The sequence below is a fragment of the Fodinicola feengrottensis genome, from assembly GCF_039530045.1.
GTDB classification, from domain to species: Bacteria; Actinomycetota; Actinomycetes; order Mycobacteriales; family HKI-0501; genus Fodinicola; species Fodinicola feengrottensis.
The window spans coordinates 218212-237067 of the sequence record NZ_BAAANY010000003.1; the positions used below are offsets into that span (position 1 = coordinate 218212).

Annotated in this window: 13 protein-coding genes; 8 read left to right on the forward strand and 5 right to left on the reverse strand. The window is 65.3% G+C overall.

Annotated elements, in window-relative coordinates:
- Positions 1-40: 40 nt before the first annotated feature.
- The gene (locus tag ABD301_RS05415; RefSeq protein ID WP_344307704.1) at positions 41-658 is read right to left on the reverse strand and encodes a TetR/AcrR family transcriptional regulator; all 618 of its coding nucleotides are present in this window, start codon (positions 656-658) and stop codon (positions 41-43) included.
- 67 nt (positions 659-725) lie between these two features.
- Between ABD301_RS05415 and ABD301_RS05420 the strand changes: the two genes are divergently transcribed.
- The 3 genes from ABD301_RS05420 (at position 726) to ABD301_RS05430 (ending at position 4545) form a co-directional block, all read left to right on the forward strand.
- The gene (locus tag ABD301_RS05420) at positions 726-1658 is read left to right on the forward strand and encodes a LysR family transcriptional regulator (RefSeq protein ID WP_344307706.1); all 933 of its coding nucleotides are present in this window, start codon (positions 726-728) and stop codon (positions 1656-1658) included.
- 112 nt (positions 1659-1770) lie between these two features.
- The gene (locus ABD301_RS05425) at positions 1771-3006 is read left to right on the forward strand and encodes an MFS transporter (RefSeq protein WP_344307708.1); all 1236 of its coding nucleotides are present in this window, start codon (positions 1771-1773) and stop codon (positions 3004-3006) included.
- Positions 3007-3096: 90 nt separating this feature from the next.
- On the forward strand, positions 3097-4545 hold the full coding sequence (locus ABD301_RS05430; RefSeq protein ID WP_344307710.1) for an MFS transporter: 1449 nt from the start codon (positions 3097-3099) through the stop codon (positions 4543-4545).
- Positions 4546-4689: 144 nt separating this feature from the next.
- Here ABD301_RS05430 and ABD301_RS05435 read toward each other — a convergent pair whose 3' ends face one another.
- The 3 genes from ABD301_RS05435 to ABD301_RS05445 are packed head-to-tail and all read right to left on the reverse strand — an operon-like array spanning position 4690 to position 9793.
- Positions 4690-6669: a glycosyl hydrolase family 18 protein gene (locus ABD301_RS05435; protein ID WP_344307712.1), complete on the reverse strand. Its 1980-nt coding sequence runs from the start codon at positions 6667-6669 to the stop codon at positions 4690-4692.
- Positions 6670-6704: 35 nt separating this feature from the next.
- Positions 6705-7931 (reverse strand): chitinase, encoded by a 1227-nt coding sequence (locus tag ABD301_RS05440; protein WP_344307713.1) that lies wholly within the window; start codon positions 7929-7931, stop codon positions 6705-6707.
- A 32-nt stretch (positions 7932-7963) separates the two neighbouring features.
- A complete protein-coding gene (locus tag ABD301_RS05445; RefSeq protein WP_344307715.1) occupies positions 7964-9793 on the reverse strand; it encodes a glycoside hydrolase family 76 protein in 1830 nt (609 codons plus the stop codon).
- Positions 9794-10211: 418 nt separating this feature from the next.
- On the opposite strand from ABD301_RS05445, the gene ABD301_RS05450 reads away from it, so the two are divergent.
- Entirely contained in the window at positions 10212-11210 is a 999-nt protein-coding gene (locus ABD301_RS05450; protein WP_344307717.1) for a zinc-binding dehydrogenase, read from the forward strand.
- A gap of 38 nt (positions 11211-11248) precedes the next feature.
- On the opposite strand, the gene ABD301_RS05455 is transcribed toward ABD301_RS05450, so the two are convergent.
- The gene (locus ABD301_RS05455) at positions 11249-12139 is read right to left on the reverse strand and encodes a class I SAM-dependent methyltransferase (protein ID WP_163573179.1); all 891 of its coding nucleotides are present in this window, start codon (positions 12137-12139) and stop codon (positions 11249-11251) included.
- Positions 12140-12309: 170 nt separating this feature from the next.
- Here ABD301_RS05455 and nhaA point away from each other — a divergent pair, with 170 nt between their 5' ends.
- The 4 genes from nhaA to ABD301_RS05475 all read left to right on the forward strand — a co-directional run bounded on the left by nhaA (position 12310) and on the right by ABD301_RS05475 (position 18728).
- A complete protein-coding gene (nhaA, locus tag ABD301_RS05460) occupies positions 12310-14187 on the forward strand; it encodes a Na+/H+ antiporter NhaA (RefSeq protein WP_344307719.1) in 1878 nt (625 codons plus the stop codon).
- A 314-nt stretch (positions 14188-14501) separates the two neighbouring features.
- Complete coding sequence (locus tag ABD301_RS05465) at positions 14502-15923, forward strand: MFS transporter (RefSeq protein WP_344307721.1); 1422 nt, start codon at positions 14502-14504, stop codon at positions 15921-15923.
- Positions 15924-16009: 86 nt separating this feature from the next.
- Positions 16010-17086, forward strand: coding sequence for a zinc-dependent alcohol dehydrogenase (locus ABD301_RS05470; RefSeq protein WP_344307723.1), 1077 nt, complete (start codon positions 16010-16012; stop codon positions 17084-17086).
- Positions 17087-17123: 37 nt separating this feature from the next.
- A complete protein-coding gene (locus ABD301_RS05475; protein WP_163573174.1) occupies positions 17124-18728 on the forward strand; it encodes an L-lactate permease in 1605 nt (534 codons plus the stop codon).
- Positions 18729-18856: the final 128 nt, after the last annotated feature.

An 18856-nucleotide genomic window follows, 5' to 3' on the forward strand; every position in this document is an offset into this window, starting at 1 on the left:
CGACGACAGAACATACATACTGTCTAGACAGTATGTATAGTCACCGAGGACTTTCCGCATAGAGCGTGGTCATCCACATATGCGTCAGTACGTCCACCAGCTCGGACTGGTTGTCGAATGGCGGCGTGCCGGTCGCGGCGAGATAGTAGAGCCGCTCGCCGAGCCAGGTCAGGGTGGCCGCGAGGGTCTGCGAGTCGATCGCGTGGTGGCTGATCGCCCCGGCCGCGCGGTCCGCGTCAATGCGCTCGGCGGTGGTCTTCGCGAAACTGTCCATCTGGCCGCGCCAGAGCTCCTCCAGCGCGGGGTCGTCGCGCCAGTGCTCGACGATGGCGCGCAACACCGCCGCCTGCTCGCTCCACAGCTGGGCGCCGTCCGCGATCGACCGCCGGATCGCGGCACGGCGATCCGATTCGTCCCGGTGCCCCAGCCAGCTGGCCGACGTTTTGTGGCCCTGGTCGATCGCTTGCCGGACCAGCTCGGCCAGCACCTCATGTTTGCCCTGGAAGTAGAAATAGAAGCTGCCACGGGAAATCCCGGCTTCGGCGAGGATGTCCGCGACGGTGAGGTCGGCGAACTTGCACCGGCCGAGCAGCCGCGTGGTGGCGTCCAGAATGTTCCGGCGAAGCTCGCGGTCCTCCCGCCGGGTCTCTCGCGCCATGCTGGGAAGGGTAGCCGGCGGCCCACTAGACAGCACGTATAGACACCACATCCAGTACGCTGGCGGCATGGAGTTCCGGGAGCTGGAGACGTTCCTGGTGCTCGCGCAGGAGTTGCATTTCGGCCGGTCAGCGACCCGATTGCATGTCAGCCAAGCGCGCGTGAGCCAGCTTATTCGCGATCTTGAACGCGAGCTCGGCGGACCGCTGTTCGACCGGACCAGCCGCCGCGTCACGCTGACCGCGCTCGGCGAGCGATTCCGGCAGACCGTCCAGCAGCCGTACGAGCAGCTGCTCCTTGCCGTGCGGGACACCCGGGCGGCGTCCCGGGAGGTCGCCGCGGAGCTTCGCGTCGGCTACATGCAGTCGATCGGCGGCTCGCTCGCGAGCGAGCTCATCGCGCCCTTCGAGCGGGCGTATCCGCACTGCCGAACAACGGTGGTCGCGCTGCCGATGCGGCATGCCATGGTGCCGCGGGCCGATCTCGACGACGGTACGGCCGAGGTCGTGCTGTGCTGGTCACCGGGCGGCTCCGGGGACGCGCTGACCGAGCCGGGCCTGTCTGTCGGCCCGGTGCTGATTCGCCTCCCGAGAGGCGTGCTCGTACGCGAGGACCATCCGTTCGCCAACCGGTCGACGATCGATGTGGAGGAACTCGCCGACTACGAGATCGTCGATCCGAGCCGCCCGGCCGGGAAATACGTGGAGGCGTGGGTGCCGCGAACCACCCCGGCCGGCCGACCCATCCACCGGACCGAACAGGATCTGCCCGGGCTGTTGGGCCGGACGGAACCAGTTCTGGAGGATATTTTCACCATCGTTACCCGTACGAAAGCGCTGCATGTGACTTTCGTCGGGCTGCTGGATCGCTATCCGCGCCCGGACATGCGAGTGGTCGAGGTCAATGGCCTGGCACCGATGGTGCTGCTGCCGATGTGGCGAACGGCCCACGAAAACACCACCATTCGGGCGTTTGTCGAGGAAATCTCGGCTCATCGATAAACCGATTCGGCACTGCCCATTAGAGACTGGTCATTGTTCACCAACTGGGACTGTTGAAGGCTCTGAGTAGGTCGTTGGCACTCTGCACGACCGGCACAGAGTGGAGATTCCCATGGTTCACATAAGCTCCCCACCAGAGGCGTTGAGCCAGCGAAGGGCGAACGTCGTTCTCGTCACGCTGTTCCTCGCTACGTTCGTGCTGGGCAGTGCCGAGCTGCTCGTGGTCGGCGTACTGGACCTGATAGCGGCCGACCTTCGCGTCTCCATCCCCTCCGCCGGCGGGTTGCTCACCGCCAACGCCCTGGGGCTGGCGCTCGGCGGCCCCGTCCTGACCGCCGCGACGATCAAACTCAACAAGCGGACCGTACTGATCGGCGCCCTCGCGCTGTTTGTCCTGGCCAACCTGGTGCCTGCACTGACTTCCAGCCTTGGCCTGTTCATCGCCGCCCGGGCGGTTGGCGGCGCGCTGCAAGGGCTGTTCATCGGGGTCGCTTTTGTGGCAGCTACGACGATCGTGCGGCCTGAGCGCAGGGGACGGGCCATGGGCGTGGTCCTGTCCGGCGTCTCGGTGTCGGCCGCCGTGGGCGTGCCGCTGGGGACGTGGGTCGGCCAGGCGCTGGGCTGGCGTGGCTCCTTTGTCGGGGTTGTCGTACTCGGCGTTCTCGCGCTGATCGCGATTTTGGCGCTGGTCCCATCCGTCCCCAGTACCGGCGGCGCAGCAGGCCAAGCCAGATATGCATTCGCCCCACGGGTACTAGCCGTGCTCGGACTCAACTTCCTGACGTTCGCCGCGATCTTCGCAGCAGTGACCTACATCGTGCCGTTCCTGCAGCACATCACCGGAATCTCCGGTCCGCTGATCAGCGTCTTCCTGCTGGTGTACGGAATAGCTACAGCAGTGGGCACCTTCGGCGGCGGCCGGTACGCAGACCGAAACGCCGCGCGCACCCTGCTCGTCGGCACCATCGGTGTCGCAGTATCCCTGCTGGCCCTCAGCCTCGTCGGCGCAGTCGCCGCCCTGGTAGCCCTGGCGTTGGCGGCTCTCGGGCTGTTCGCGATGGGAATGACCCCATCGATCCAGTACCGGGTAGTCAGCCTGGCTGGGCCCGGAGGTGCCTTGGCCTCTTCGCTACCCGCCTCTGCGATCAACGTGGGCATCGCCTTCGGCTCAACCGCGGGCGGCCTGGCGATCAGTACGTTCACCACCTCGTCCGCGGTGATCGCAGGCCTGGTCATCGCAGCCCTCGCGGTCCCGGTCGCCGTGGCCACCAGACACCTCAAACCGCCAACCGTCGAGACAGCGCCGAACCAAAGGGCAGCGAAAACGAGTGCCGAGCTCACCGTCTGAGTAGATGCGGCTATATGACAATCGTCAATGTCTCGCTGCCGGCGATGGGTACGTCTCTGCGTTTTCACCGATCAAGGAGCGGAGTTTTCGATGAAAATCCTCGACCGTCGATGGGCGGTGTTGGCGTTGCTCGCCGCCACACAGTTCATTGTGGTGCTGGATATGACAATCGTCAATGTCGCACTGCCTGCTATTGGTACGTCCCTGCATTTCACTGACCAAGGTCTTTCCTGGGTCGTCAACGCTTATGTGTTGGCGTTCGGCGGTTTTCTGTTGCTGGGCGGGCGAGCAGCTGACCTGTTCGGCCGGCGTCGAGTGTTCATGGCCGGGTTGCTGGTTTTCGCGCTCGCGTCGCTGGCCAACGGGGCCGCACCAACCGCTGGCCTGCTGATCGCCTCACGTGCATTGCAGGGCGTTGGCGGCGCACTGCTCGCGCCCGCCGCGCTTTCCTTGGTAGCGACCGTTTTCACCGAACCAGCCGAGCGAAACACGGCCATGGGCGTTTGGGGCGCGGTCGCCGGCGGTGGCGGCGCGGCCGGTGTCCTGCTCGGCGGAGTGCTCACCAACACGGTTGGCTGGCCGTGGATTTTCTGGGTGAACGCACCGGTCGCGCTGGTGGTCGCGCTGCTCGCGCCACGACTGCTGCCGGCCGGTGGCGGCGAACAGGGGCACCCCCGGCTGGACCTTCCCGGTGCGGTGACTGTCACCGCCGGGCTTTCACTGTTGGTCTTCGCGTTGGTTGGCACCCAGGAAGCCGGCTGGATTTCGGTGCGTACGATTGGATTCCTGCTGACAGCGGCGGTTCTGCTGGGGGTTTTCGTCGTCATCGAGATCCGGTCGCCGGCTCCGCTGGTGCATTTCCGGTTCTTCCGGATGCGGGTGCCAACAGTGGCCAACATTGCCCTGCTGATCTTCGGCGCTGGCATGTTCTCGATGCTCTATTTCCTTTCGCTCTACATGCAGCAGGCCCTGCACTATCCGCCGCTCGCCGCCGGACTGGCGTTCCTGCCGCAGGCCGTCTGCGTGATGATTTTCGCTCAGATTTCGGCCCGAGTGGTCACAAAAATGGGCTTGAAGACGGCGATGGTGACCGGGCTGGTGCTGGCCGCCGCCGGCCTGGGCTGGTTCAGCCAGGTAAGTCCGACCGGCAGCTTCCTCGCCGACATTCTCGGTCCGTCCATTGTGGTCTCGGCCGGTGGCGGTCTCGCGTCGGTGGCCATCAACATTTCCGCGGTCACCGCAGTGCCAGCCGCCGACTCCGGGCTCGCCGGCGGCCTGGTCAATGTCAGCCAGCAGGTGGGATCCGCGTTGGGGTTGGCGATCCTGGCCACCCTCGCGAGCACTCGGACTCACGCACTGCTGGCCGCCGGCGCGTCCGACCCGGTCGCGCTGACCGGCGGATTCCGGCTGGGCTTCCTGGTCGGCGCGAGTTTCGCCCTGGCAGCGGCCATTATCTGCGTCATCTGGATGCCCAACCAGAAGGGGCGTACGACCGTACCGCAGCCCGTCGTGGCCGAGCCCGTACCGAGCGGCCGATAGTCCCCCAGGCTGAGCCGCCCTGGGTCGCGAGGACGAGCGACGGTTCCGGAGGTTTCTGGGAATATCTCCCGTGACTTTGGCGGCGATGCCTGATCGCGTGCGGGTGGCGCACGCGATGAGGCATCGCGGCCAAAACGTCCACCGCTACGCGAGGGCGATGTCGTCCACGTAGTACGTGCCGGTGCCGTACCAGCCGTGGGTGAAGACGGTGATGCTGCTGGTGGCGGCGCCGGTGGTGAAGGTGAGCGTGAGTTTCTGCCAGCCGCCGCTGGTGGTGGCCCAGGTGGAGGGATCCGTTCCGCCGGTGCCGGTGGCGCCCAGATAGGTGTTGCTGCCGTTCACCCAGCCGGTCAGTGTGTAAGCCGTTCCCGGTTTGACGGCCACCGTTTGGGTGCATTGAGCGGTGTCACTGTTGCTTGGTGTTGCTGACAAAGCGTGCGTTCCACTGTGGACAGTGCCGCCTTGTACGCTGCCCGAGCCAGCGGTGCAGGTCCACGGAGTGAGGCTGCCGGTCTCAAAAGTGCCGTTGGTGACAGCTCCCGATCCGCCCGGCGGAGTCGGAGTGGGGCTGGGACTGGCCGGCGGAGTCGGTGTCGGCGAGGCTGGCGGAGTCGGTCCCGCTGACGTCGTGCTCGGTGTCGGCGTGGGGCCGGCCGGGCAGCTCGCCGCCGAGCCACCGGTGTCGGTTACCGCCGCGTTGAACAAGGTGGTGCCCGGATCGAGGTCGTAGAGCGAGAACATCATGGTGCCGCCGAGTCCGTTGCAGTGCAGGTAGTCGGCCTTGGCCTGGATGGACCGGGTGTTCTCCCCCGACCAGAAATTCGTGCCGTCGTAGAAATAGGAGGCTTTCGCGCTGTCGTCCCAGAAAGTGTCGCTCGGGTTGTCGACAACCCCGGAAAGTTCTTTGTACATCCGGATTCCAGCCACGTTTCCGGAGTCGGCCGCACCTGGCGCCGGACCGGTGGCGGTCTGGAAGAGCCCGTGGTTGCTGCCGGCTGGTACGCCCGTCCAGCCGCGATAGTAGAACGGCACGCCAATGTTCAGCTTGGCGGCTGGGAAACCACCAGGAATGCCGTACTGGGAATCCCCGACGGTGAACGCCTTGATGGCCTCGTCGACGTTGTATTTCGCGGTGCCCGGCGGGATCGGGGCCATCGGGTCGTTCGGGCCGGAGAACAGCGGCGACTGGTGGTTGGTCGGTCCGGTCGCCTCCCAACCGCCGTGCATGTCATACGTCATCGGGTCCCCGAAGGTGAGGTACTGGCCAATCTTGTCGGTCTCCAGGTTCTTGATCTTGTCCTGCCCAGCGCCCAAAGCAGCGGTCAGCGCGTACGTTTTACCGTCCGCCGAGCCCTGCGTGTTGAGCTCGGACCGGAATTCGGCCAGCAGCGCGGTGAAGTTCTGCTTGTCGGCGGCACTGGAGTGGTTGCCGGTGTGGCCGCCACCGCCCGGGTATTCCCAGTCGATGTCGAAGCCGTCGAAGATGCCCTTCGCCGTACCGTCGCCGCCATAGCCACCCTGTACGGGCAGGTTTCCCTTGATGAACATGTTGATGCAGGACGAGACCAGTTTCTTGCGGGCCGCGTCACTGGCCGCCGCGTCGGAGAAGAACTTGGAATACGTCCAGCCGCCGATCGACAGCAGCACCTTCAGGTTCGGGTGCCGCGCCTTCAACTCCTGCAACTGGTGGAAATTGCCGACGATGGGCTGGTTCCACACGTCCGCGGTGCCGTCGACGCTGATGTCCGAGCCGAACGACTTCTGGTAGTCCGCGAAGGAGTCTCCGGCGCCGTCACCGGCGTTCGGGTCGTTCTCGTCCTGCGAAGCCGCCTTGTTCGCCTCGAAACAGGTCAGGTTGGTCGGATCGACGTTCGCGAAGTCGTACAGCATGTAGTCGAGTTTCCCAGCGATGCCTTCGTTGTCGACGTTCTTGAGATAGAAGGCGTTCTGGTAGATCGACCACTGGTCGTAATAGGCCACCTTGATGCCACCGCTGGTGGCCGGCGCGCCGGTGGTGTTGGCGGTGGCCGGACTGGCCGCACCCAGCAGCGCGGTGGTCAGGGCCAGCAGCGAGGCGACCGCGAACGCGGCACCGGTGAAGGCCAGCCTTCTGTTGGTTCGCACAAGAATCCTCCTGGGATTGGGGCTGCTTCCACTGCTCAACAGGCGCCGTTGTCGGCCCAGACGCCGGCGGGACCGCCGGGAATGTCACCGTAGCTCCACCATTTCGCGGTCCACTGGTGGCTGCCGTACGAGACGACCGCGCCGCCGTTGTACGTCGTGGTGGCGCTCCACGCGGCCGCCGAGCAGCCGCCGCCCGGAGGCGCGGAGGTCGGCGGCGGCGGCGCCGTCGGCGAGGACGACGGGCCGCTGGTGGGTGGCGTGGCGCCGGCGAATGTCGCCGAGTATTTGGTGAAGTCCCAGGAATTCTGCGTGACACTGCTGCAGACGCCGGAGGTCTGGCCGTTGTTGTCCGGCGGCGAACACTGCCGGTCCCGGTTCACCGCCCAGAAGGTGAAGCGGGCCAGGCCGTGGCTGGTCGCGTAGTTCAACACGGACTGGAAATCGGCTTGCCGGAAGAATTCACCGGTGTCCGAGCGGCCGTTCATCAACGACGCGCCTTCGTGGGCGTACGCGGTGGCGCTGCTCCAGCCGAGGTGCGATTCGAGCAGTCCGTGAAAACTTTCCAACGCGTTGATCTGATCCGTGGCGCCGTTGAAACCGCCGTCGAACGGCATGATGGAGAAGTTGTCCGGAGTGAAGCCCAAAGTCTTGGACTTGTCCAGCAACAAAGTGCCGAAGTAGCCGGCGCCGGAGGTGGTGCCGGGCATCGTGACGGACACGTAAAGCCCGGAGTTGTTGCGCTGCAGGATCTGCGCCGCACCGAGCTCGTTGTTCACCGCCGCGTCGTTTTCGTACTCCGGCTCCTCCAGGTCGAAGTCGATTGCGTGCAGGCTGTATTTGCTGATCACCTGCTGGTACGCGGCCGCGGTAGCCGCCGGGCTGCCACAGTTCTGGCCCAGTTTGGTGCCGCCGTAACCGCCGATGGAGACCGAAACATCCCCACCTTTGCTCCGAACGGTGTTGATCAGCGCGCCAGCCGCGGTGTCCGACGAGATCGGCGAGGTGCCGCCCCACGATGGCGTGCAGCCGCCGGAATCCAGAATAAAGGCCAATTGGAACGCTTTTTGACCGGTCGCGTCCATGACGGCGGCCACGTCCGGCGGGCTGTTGTCTTCCGGCATCACGTACGGCGCGGAGGCGTACCAGTTGCTGCCCAGGGCGGCGGTGGCCGCCTGGCCGGTGCCGGAGAACAGGGCGAGTCCGGCGACGGTGGCCAGGGCCACCGCCGCGGTGCCAACAGCGGCGATCTTCCAGCTGCGCATGAGGCTGCTCCTTTGCGTTGGAGAGATGGGATTCAGGCGCCTAGCAGACCACCGAGCCCGCTCGCCTGCGTCCGCCAGTCCTGGGCGTTCGGTGTCGCCCCAGCCCAGCGTTGACCTATTCGGTTCAGCGGATCGCGATCGTGCTGCCAGATCGCATCCGCCTGCCGTTGGGCGTACCCCCGATATCCGGAGTCGCCGGTCGCGGTCAAAAGATCCAGCAAATACCGCATGAAGATGCCCTTGAACTGCTTTTGGTTGTCGTCGCAGGTGTTGGCCGGGTCGCACGACTCGGTGAGAATGCCGTTCGGGCTCAACGAAGATGACGTGATCGCCGCGTCGGCGAGCCGACGGGCCGCCGCGAGTTGAGTCGGATCACCGGTGGCTCGCCACAGTTCCAGCGCTGCACCCATCGCGAGTCCCTGGTTGTACGTCCACACCGTGCCGCCATTGTTGTGGCAGCCGCTGTCGATGCCGTCGTTGACCAATCCGCTGGCATTGATCATGCCGCTGGCCGAGAACCAGTTCCAACCCGCGATCGCCCGGCCCAACCAGGTGGTGTCTGCGAGCAGCCGATTGTGCAGGGCGGCCGCCAACCGGACATAAAGGCCGTTGGTGATCGCGTTTTTGTACGTACGCTCGCGGTTCCACCACACCCCACCACCGCAGGTGGTATCCCAATATCCCTGCACGTACTGCCCAATGGTCTGGGCCATCGACAGGTATTTCGCGTCATGGGTCAGGTCGTACGCCTGGATCCAAGCGATGCCCCACCATTCGGTGTCGTCGATCGCCCGGCTGGCGAAGTTTCCCTCGATCGGGTCGCTGCTTTTCACCCCGGCCGGGAAGACGCCTTTGTTGACCTCGAATGTGCGGTCGACAATCCAGCGCTGACTGGTGCTTCCGGTCCGCTGCAGGTAATCCATCATCGTGGTGACCGCGACGGCCGAGTTCCACCAGCTCGACGGCCACCAGGCGGTGTTCGGGTCGTACGAATACATCAACGCGTCAGCGGCCGCCGCCGGACGATCGCTGGCCGGCCGAGCCCACGCCGTACAGCTGCCGTTGGAGCCCTCGACCGCCCGGCCGCAGGCCCGTACGGCACCGCCATAGAGCAGCGATTTCGGATCTCGGGTGGCGAAAAGTGCGGTCCGGGTGGAAGTCGCGCCGGAGCCGACACTGAGGCGTCCCAGCGATGATCCGTCCGGCCAGGAGGCGCCCTCGTTCCAGGACCGGTCCAACCACACCTCGTCGCCGGCACGGCCGGCCGAAAGGGTTGCCCAGGCCATCCCGCGATTGTCCATATGCAGGGCGAACTCCCGGCCATTCAAGGTCGTCGGCGGCACCGGCTGATCGTCGCCGACCGCGCCGGACGCGTCGGTGCCATCACAGGCCGCGTCGCACACTCGTACGTACGCCCAATCCGTGCAGGCAACGCCCTGCGCGTCGCCACAGGCACGCAGCAGACCTCGACGGTGATTCGACGGGTCCGCGAGGTTGTACATGAGCGTACGAGTGCCGGTCCACGTCGCGGGAATGCTTGCCTTTCCCAGCAATCCGTCCCACGTCGTGCCGCCGTCCCAGCTCCGGTCGAGCCAGACCGAGTCCCCGGTCGTCCCATCGTCGATGCTGGCCCACGCCATCGCGTCGGCATCGGAAACGTGCAGGACAATACGTCGCCCATTAACGATCTTATTCGAAACGGGGAAAGTTTCCTGCCGCGCCAACGACGGATCACGGGTGTCGCAATAGACCGAGCACACCTGGGTCCCCGCGACCGCCGGCTGGGATGGCGTTATTGCGGCCAAAACCGCGATGATCAGGAAGATTTTCGGGGCCAGCCACCACCGCGAACGTCCGGACATGGGCCAGCTCCTTCTCCGGAGGCGGAATCCCGTGAAATCCTGAATAATCGTGCGGTTGATCAATACCGGTTAAGCCGGCTATGAGATCCACAGGATTACACCGATTGACGCAGCTCAGAACAACCCGCGACACAGTGGCCGGATCCGGCCATCGGCCGCCTCGCCGCGAACGGAAAAACATCATTGGCGCTGACGGCAGGTTTTCCCGTACGACAATAGATGCGCCAGTCGCGGCAGGCCAATTCTGCTCACATTGAACAATACCCTCGTTCATTTCCCCGGCAGGTTCGAAAATCGGCCAGGGCAGGCACGTAACCACCCAGCCGCGAACACCAGTCCACCGGCCCGCCGCCGGATCGGCCGCGTCGCTGTCGTACGTTGGACTCGACGGTGGACAACGGAAGGACGGTGGTCGCTCATGCTCGCGGGGCGTCTGAACGTGAAGACCCGGGAATTCGCGATGGTGGACGTGCCGGTTCCGGAGCCCGCCCGCGACCAGGTGCGCATCAAGGTCGCGGCGGCCGGAGTGTGCCTGTCCGACGTGCACCTGATCGACGGCACCCTGGGGCTCGGCCGGGAAAACACCGTCACCCTCGGGCACGAGGTGGCCGGCACCATCGACGCGCTGGGCGCCGAGGTCACCGGCTGGCAGCCGGGCCAGCGGGTCATCCTGCAGGCCGGCGAGCGAAACCCGAGCGGCCGGATGCTCACCCGTGGCGTCGACTACGACGGCGGGTGGGCCGAATACGCGCTGGCCACCGCGACCACGCTGGTGGCGATCCCGGACAGCCTCCCGTTCGACCAGGCCGCGATCATCCCAGACGCGGTTTCCACGCCGTGGGGCGCGATCGTCGAGACGGCGAACGTACGTCCCGGTCAGGCGGTTGGCGTCTGGGGTGCCGGCGGTCTCGGCGCACACGGCGTCCAGTTGCTGCGGCTGGTCGGAGCCGCCCCGATCGTGGTCGTCGACCCACTGCCGGCCGCCCGGGAGCGCGCCCTGGCGCTCGGCGCCGACGTCGTGCTCAGCCCGACCGACGCGGACTTCGGTCAGCGGATGTGGGCCGAGACGGACGGCGCCGGGCTGTCCGCCGCCTTCGACTTCGCCGGCGTCACCGCCGTCCGCGACCAGGCGGTCGGCTGCCTGGGCGCCGGCGGCCGGCTGGTCCTGGTCGGCCTCAGCGGGCAGCCGTTCACCGTCGCCGACAGCACCGCTTTCAGCTTCCTGCAACGACAAATCCTCGGCCACTACGGCTATCAGCCGGGAGCGGTCGAACAGCTCGTCGGGCTCGCCCGCCGCGGCCGGCTCGACCTGTCCGGTTCGATCAGCGATGTCCTCCCGCTGGCTCAGGCCGCCGACGCGGTGGCACGTCTGCAGAGCAAGGAAGGCAACCCGATCCGGCTGATCCTGCGCCCCTGAGCGGCGCGTCTTTTCGGGGAAATTCCGCCGTTCAGCCGTTAGTTCGTTGGCTCCACCAACCGTCCGCTGAGTTCCGGCTGCACGCGGTGGCTACCCCAGGTGAGCCGAAGGTCCGCGCTCCCTGGCCGACCGGCGGCATCCCATTCGCGTACCGAATCGCACAACTGGTCGGCGAGCCTGCCGCCGATGCAGTCCTGAACAAGCACGCCGATTTCGCCGGACGTACGCCGAAAAAGCGCGGCCGTGCCGGCGTTGCTCATCACCCGTACGGTCTCCATTAAGTACGGAATTCCGGTCGAGGACCAGCCGCCATGACGAAGTTCAAGCCACAGGCTCAGCCCGTCCACGACTTCCGCCGGAGTGATCGTCAGGCCGGTCGCGCGATGATCGCGTCGACTCAGGTCCGGTCCGACGATGTCGCCGTCGGTCAGCAGTGCGAGCGCCGAACCCTGCTGCATCGAGACGAAGTTCACCGGCCGAATGGACCGACTGACCCATCGATCCCCATCAGCCTCCACACTGACGGTCCGGCACATGCCGGAAATCTCCACTGGCCGTACGAGCCGTCCACCCGGCACCAGCTCGAACCATCGGTTCAGATGGCGCTTGGTGACCAGCACCCGGTCGTACGGCGGCCGGTCGGCCCAGGCCACCCCGCCGGTCGGACCGGTGAGGTGGCCAATCAGTGCCGTCAGATATCCGTCGATATCGCGATTGCCGGACCCAACCAGCAACACCTGATGGCCCGGTCGTACGTCCAATTGCTCCAGCATCGCGGCCAATGCGGACGGCTGGTCGGCGCACAGATCGGGCCCGTATCCCAGCGGCACGTCTCGAAGGCATTTCGCAGGGTCCACATGGGACAGATAAACATCTCTTGGAATATCCCGAAAAGCGGCTCGTACGCGGTCCCTGACTCCGACGGTCACGGTGTCCGTGCCGACCTTTTGGTGATGCTGTTCATTGCCTGAGATCTCCGTTTCAGCAGCTTTCGTCAACCTTCGCTCACGGCCTGACCGGCCGCTGCGGCCGAACGGACAGGCGATCAGGCATGGGTGCCCGTACGGCCGGCGCCCCGCGACTCAGCGATGATGGCGCCATGACGGACTCGTCCACGCGCACTCCGCTGACCCGCCGGGCGGCCGCGCCGGTGCGTACGTTCCTGCGCACCGAGTCGGGCAGCGCCGGCGTGCTGGTGGCCGCGATCGTGCTCGCGCTGCTCTGGTCCAACGTCAGCGTCGCCGGCTACGAGGCGTTCTGGCACCTCCAGTTCTCGATTCGGCTCGGCGGTTTCGGCATCTCGCAGGACCTGCGGACCTGGGTCAACAGCGGGCTGATGACGCTGTTCTTCCTGGTAGTGGGCCTGGAGGCGCGCCGCGAAGTCGACCTTGGCGACCTGCGGGACCGGCGCCGGTTCGTGCTGCCGCTGGCCGCCGGACTGCTCGGGATGGCGATCCCGGTGCTGATCTACCTGGCCATCACGCTGGCCGGGCCAGCCGCGCACGGATGGGGCGTGGCGATGTCGACCGACACCGCGCTCGCGCTCGGAATGCTGTCGCTGCTCGGCCGCCGAGTCCCCGATCGGGTACGAGTGTTCCTGCTGACCGTCGCGGTCGTCGACGATCTCGTCGCGCTGATCGTGATCGCCTTCGCGTACAGCACCGATGTACGGATCATGCCCATCGCGATCGCCGTGGTGGTGTTCGGCGTACTCATCGCCGCCCTCAAGTTCGGAGTGGACCGGCCGGCGCTCTACGCCCTGCTCGGAATTGTCATGTGGGCCGCTTTGCTGAGCAGCGGGGTCGACCCGGTGGTCGCCGGCCTCGCGATTGGCCTGACCGCGTCCGCCTACTCACCAGCGCGAGAAAACCTGGAGCAGGCGACCGGCCTTTTCAAGCTTTTCCGCGAACAACCGACGCCGGAACTGGCTCGGGATGCGACCACCGGACTCACCTCGACGCTCTCCCCCAACGCGCGCCTCCAGCATTTCTATCTGCCGTGGACGAGCTATCTCATCGTGCCGCTTTTCGGGCTGGCCAACGCGGGCATCGTCATCAACGGCGACTTTCTCGTACGGGCCTACACCACCCCGATCACGCTCGGCATTCTTTTCGGCTATGTGCTGGGAAAGCCGGTCGCCATTCTGGGCATGTCGTGGCTGCTGTCGCGGCTGAGCGGCGGCCGGATCAAGCCCACTGTCGGCTGGGCGTCGGTCGCCGGCACCGGCACCATCGCCGGCATCGGCTTCACCGTGTCCTTGCTGATCGCCACCCTCGCCTTCAGCGGACCGCAACTGGCCGAGGCGAAACTCGGAGTGCTGTCGACCATGATCGTCGCGCCGCTGCTCACCTGGGTGGTTTTTCGCATCACGGCGCTGCTTCCGGAGAATCGCCGAGCCGTCGCGCTGCTGGGCGACGCCGAGCAACTGCTCGATCTCCTCGTGCCGGTCGACCCCGACCGCGACCACATTCGCGGCCCGGCGGACGCCTCGGTCACCGTCGTCGAATACGGCGATTTCCAGTGCCCGTACTGCGGCCAGGCCGAGGTGGCCGTACGCGAAGACCTGCTTGTCGACGATGACGTGCGCTATGTCTGGCGCCATCTTCCGCTCACCGACGTACATCCACAGGCACAGCTGGCCGCCGAAGCGGCCGAAGCCGCGGCAGCCCAGGGCGCGTTCTGGCCGATGCACGACTTGTTGCTGGCCCGACAGGACAAGCTGCGCATCATGGATCTGATGAAATACGCTGAAGAGCAAGGCCTGGACAAGCAGCGATTCCACGACGACCTGAAACGCCACGTCCATGCCGCGAGGGTCGCTCAGGACCTGGAGTCCGCGGACCTCAGCGGCATTTCCGGCACCCCGTCGTTCTTTATCAACGGTCAGCGCTATTACGGCGCGTACGACATCGAGACCCTGACCGTTGCCATCACCACCGCCCGTACCCGCGCGATCATCACCTCCCTCGACGGCTGATCTCGCGTACACGTGAGCGAACACCGGGCGCGGTCGGCAACCCTTTTCCGGTTTTCCCTTCGACCCTGGGAAGTCGCTACCCAGAGCGACCTTGCCCAGTCGGTCAGCCTTCCAAAAAAGGCACCAGGAAGAGGGATGAGCGGGTCGAACGTACGAAAGGTCGCCCATCTCCTGACAACTCTGCGCTATGGACACGCGGGCCATGTTTACCGACGTAACGCTTACGTCTAAAGTGATCTTGGCCAGGAAGTTTTTTCGTTTGTCGTAAGAACCTCTGCCCCCGTTCGCATGTGACTCCCCGGGGACCTCACTTCATGTCCAGTCCCACCAAGCCGTTTCGAGCCACCACCCACGCGGAACTGATCGCCCTGTCGGATCAGGCCGCCCACCGGGTGATGAACAGCCAGGGCACCAGGAACGGCCAGGGCGTCGGCTGGCTGATGATGTCGACGATCCTGGTCGAGTCCTGGGATATCTACGCGATCTCGTTCCTGCTGGTCTTCGTGAAGGCCGATTTCCACCCCAGCGCACTGATGTTGGGCCTCGCGTCCAGTGCGGTCCAGCTGGGCGGCCTGCTCGGCGCCGTTTTCGGTGGCTGGCTTGCGGACCGGCTGGGACGGCGATGGGTCTTCATCACCACCATGGTGCTGTTCATAGTGTTGGCCCCACTGCAGGGTTTCGTGACCAGCATGTGGCAACTAGTGGCCATCCGGTTTCTGCTCGGATTCCCGTTGAGCAGCGACCTCGCGTCCGGGTACGCGTACATCATGGAGGCCATGCCGCGGGGCACCCGCGAGGTGATGGGCAACCGCAAACAGGGAATGTTCGCCATTGGCGAGGTGCTCGCGATCACCGTCGTCACGGTGATGCTGGTCGCCGGCGTCGATCATTCGTTGCTGTGGCGGATTGGCCTCGCACTGGGAGCGCTGCCCGCGCTCGCGCTGCTGCTCGGCCGCCTCAAAATCACCGACACCGCGCCTTCGCTCATTTTGCGCGGCAAGTTCCACCAGGCCAAGCAGGTCTCGCGAGTGATGTTCCACGATTCGCTGGACATGCTTCCGGACCAGGATTTCCGCATCAAACGGCCCAGCACCGCGAACTTCCTGCGCAGCATCTGGTCTGATCCAGTACGTCGACGGGCCAGCATTTTCGGCTGGATCTCCAACGCCGCACAGTCGGCCTCGTTCGGCGCCTTCGGGTTCTACTTACCCTCCGTACTAGCCGTTGCCGGGATTTCCAAGGGCATCGTGGCCACCAACCTGATGACCGGCGCCATCTACTGCCTCGCCGCCGTGAGTGGCTTTGTCGGGCCGCAGATCACTTCTCGCATCGGCCACCGTGGCATCTCCCAGTGGGGCTTTGGAATCTCGTTCGTCTCGTTGTTACTCGCCGCTTTCGCGCTACAACTGAACGTGGGCTGGCTGTTACTGCTCGCCGCGGCCGCGATGATGTGGGGCCAGTATTGGGCCGGCACCAACGGCATGACCGTCACCGCGATGGTGGCGCCCACTCGTTACAAGGCGACCGCGTGCGGTTTCGGTTACGTTTTCGTGAAACTGGCCAGCTTCGTCACACTTTTCCTGTTCCCGTTGCTGCTTGAGGCGACCGGCACGGCGGCGGCCACCGCGATCGTGTCGCTGATCGCGCTGGGTGGTTTCCTTGCAGCGCGTTACATCCTGCCCGAGGTCTACGGCTACGTGGAGTCCGAAAGCCTGAAGACTGCTCAGACGTACTAGAACTTGTGTTCGATCGCAAGAAAATGTCTCGTTCGGGCCGCCCCAATCACTGTTATCCGCGAAGCCCGGACCGTTAGCCTCAACACGTGATCATTGCGAGTGCGCCCACCACCATGCGGGCCGCGGTGCTGTACGGTCCGGGCGACCTGCGGGTGGTCGATCGACCGGTGCCCCGCCCAGGTCCCGAGGATGTGCTCGTACGAGTCGAAATGTGCGGGGCGTGCGGCACCGACCTGAAGATCGTCGATGGACATTTCCCACAGACTCCACCGTTTGGTGAGTTCACCCCCGGTCATGAGTGGACCGGGGTGGTCGTGGAGACCGGCTCGACCGTGGACGAGTTCCAGCCCGGCGACCGGGTCTGCATCGAGGCGCATCGAGGCTGCGGCCGGTGCGCCAACTGCCTGGTGGGCCGCTACACCGCTTGCCTCAACTACGGAAATCCGGCCAAGGGGCACCGAGCCAGCGGGATGACCGCGAACGGTGGTTTCGCCGAATACGTCGTACACCATGTCAGCGCGCTTTACCATCTGCCGGCCGAACTGTCCGCCGAGGACGCGGTGCTGATCACCACGGCCGGCACCGGTTTGTATGGACTGGACGTCGCAGGCGGTTACATCGTCGGCCAGGACGTGGCGATTTTCGGTCCCGGCCCGGTCGGTCTGATGACCGCGCAGGTCTGCCGTGCGATGGGGGCGGCGCGGGTGATTTTGGTTGGCACCAGGCCATCCCGGCTGGAGCTCGGTGCCAAGCTCGGGGTCCGGCACACCATTAACTCCAGTGAAGTCGATCCCGTACGAGCCGTGTTGGAACTGACCGGCGAACAGGGCGTCGATCTCGCCATCGAAGCGTCCGGCGGCCTCGGCACCCCGCAACAGTGCGCGGAAGTCACCAAGCGTGGCGGGAAGATTCTTTTCGTTGCGTTCTATCGCGATTCGGTCCAGTTGGACCTGAGTGCGGTGGTGCGCAAGGACATCACGATGTACACCTCTCGGGGCGAGGGTCGGAACAACGTTCAGCGAGCCGTGGCGTTAGCCGCTTCCGGTCAGCTGCGCGGAAAAGAGCTGGTCACCCACCGATTCCCGCTGGACCAGATCGCCGAGGCGTTCCGGGTCATGCGGGAGCGGGAAGGCGATCCGGTGAAGGTCGTCGTCGTACCCTAACCTGATCGTCGTCACCCCAAGGCGCGAGGAGCCCGGGATGCATCATCAAATTCTGGCCCCGGTGGTTAATTCGCTCGTACTGTCGGCATTAGTCGCCGCGGTGCCGCTGATTCTGCTGCTGGTGCTGCTCGGCGTCGTACGCATGCGATCCCACTGGGCCGCGCTGATCAGCCTGGTGTGCGGATTAGTAGTGGCGATCCCGATCTTCCGGCTGCCGCCAGTGCCCGCTTTCAGCGGTGCGCTGGAAGGCGCCGCTTTCGGGCTTTTCCCGATCGTCTGGATCATCGTCAACGCCATCTGGCTGAACCGGCTGATCACCAGGTCTGGGCACCTCGACACCGTACGGCGTACTTTCCTTTTGTTGTCGAGGGACTATCGCGTACAAGGTCTGGTCGTGGCCTTCTGTTTCGGATCGTTGCTGGAATCAATGGCCGGCTTCGGTGCCCCCATCGCGGTCGTCGCGGCCATCCTGCTCGCCCTCGGCTTCAGCCCCATCCGAGCCGCCACCGTCGCCCTTTTCGCGGACGCGGCCGGGACAGCTTTCGGCTCGGTCGGCAACCCGATTTTCGCGCTGAGCAAGGCAACTGGATTGCCCACCGGACCGCTCGGTGAGATGGTCGGCCGGCAGGCGCTGATAGTCGCGCTGTTCGTCCCCTTCGCGCTTTTGCTTGTCCTAGACGGCAAGCGCGGCCTCCGGCAACTCTGGCCGGTCGCCCTGGCCACCGGCCTCGGCTTCTCCATCGGCCAGTTCGCCGCCGCCAACTATGTCACTTTCCAGCTCGCCGACCTGATCGGCGCGCTGCTGTCAGCGGCAGCCGTGGCTGTGCTGCTGCGCTTGTGGTCCCCTCGCGAGATTCTCCCACCGCCCAACGAAAAAGCCGACGAGGCTCCTGACGAACAGCGGCACTGGCTGCCGTCCTTCGCACCCTACGGCGTACTGATCGTCCTGCTTGCCTTGGTGTCGCTGAAGAATCCGGTCTCCGACTGGCTGCAGACCCTGACCATCCAGTTCCGCTGGCCCGGCGCCGGCGCGATTGGCGCCAACGGCAAGGCTCTGGCTTTGCCACTGTTCCAGCTCAACCTGCTGACCGCGACCGGCACGGTGCTGCTGGTGACGGGTCTTCTCACGCTCGCCATCCAGAGGATCCGAGCACGTGACGCCGTACGCGAATATGGCGCCGGACTCGTACAGGTCTATTCCGCGGCCTTCACTGTCTTGCTCGTGATGGCGCTGGCCTATCTGATGAACTATTCCGGCCAGGCCAACACCATCGGCACTCTGCTCGCCCACACCGGAATCGCGTTCGCTCTGCTCTCACCCGTACTAGGCTGGCTCGGCGTCGCCGCCACCGGATCCGACACCTCAGCCAACGCCCTCTTCGGCGCCGTACAGGTCGCCGCCGCCAAACAACTCCACCTCAGCCCGTACCTGACCGCCGCCGCCAACAGCGAAGCCGGCGCCCTCGGCAAACTCATCAGCCCCCAAAACCTCGCCATCGCAGCCGCCGCCGTCGGCCTGTCCGGCGAAGAAGGTCAACTGGTCCGGCGAACTTTCCTCTGGAGCCTCGGATTCCTCGCCGGCTTCTGCGTCCTCATCTTCCTCATGGCGTACGGCCCCCTAGCCTGGCTAGTCGTCGTCTAAACGCCCGAGGAACCCCTTCTCCAGAAGTAACTGGTCGGGAACATCTGACGACGAAACCTCGATGGACATTCCATCCAAATCGGCTATTCGAGGCACCTCTAGCAAATACATTCACCAAACCACGTATT

What these genes read in the sequence shown, in the direction of transcription:
- ABD301_RS05420 (WP_344307706.1), top strand. Translation starts at nt 726, where the DNA reads ATGGAGTTCCGGGAGCTGGAGACGTTCCTGGTGCTCGCGCAGGAGTTG.
- ABD301_RS05415 (WP_344307704.1), bottom strand. Translation starts at nt 658, where the DNA reads ATGGCGCGAGAGACCCGGCGGGAGGACCGCGAGCTTCGCCGGAACATT.
- ABD301_RS05475 (WP_163573174.1), top strand. Translation starts at nt 17,124, where the DNA reads ATGCATCATCAAATTCTGGCCCCGGTGGTTAATTCGCTCGTACTGTCG.
- ABD301_RS05445 (WP_344307715.1), bottom strand. Translation starts at nt 9,793, where the DNA reads ATGTCCGGACGTTCGCGGTGGTGGCTGGCCCCGAAAATCTTCCTGATC.
- ABD301_RS05425 (WP_344307708.1), top strand. Translation starts at nt 1,771, where the DNA reads ATGGTTCACATAAGCTCCCCACCAGAGGCGTTGAGCCAGCGAAGGGCG.
- ABD301_RS05430 (WP_344307710.1), top strand. Translation starts at nt 3,097, where the DNA reads ATGAAAATCCTCGACCGTCGATGGGCGGTGTTGGCGTTGCTCGCCGCC.
- nhaA (WP_344307719.1), top strand. Translation starts at nt 12,310, where the DNA reads ATGACGGACTCGTCCACGCGCACTCCGCTGACCCGCCGGGCGGCCGCG.
- ABD301_RS05450 (WP_344307717.1), top strand. Translation starts at nt 10,212, where the DNA reads ATGCTCGCGGGGCGTCTGAACGTGAAGACCCGGGAATTCGCGATGGTG.
- ABD301_RS05465 (WP_344307721.1), top strand. Translation starts at nt 14,502, where the DNA reads ATGTCCAGTCCCACCAAGCCGTTTCGAGCCACCACCCACGCGGAACTG.
- ABD301_RS05440 (WP_344307713.1), bottom strand. Translation starts at nt 7,931, where the DNA reads ATGCGCAGCTGGAAGATCGCCGCTGTTGGCACCGCGGCGGTGGCCCTG.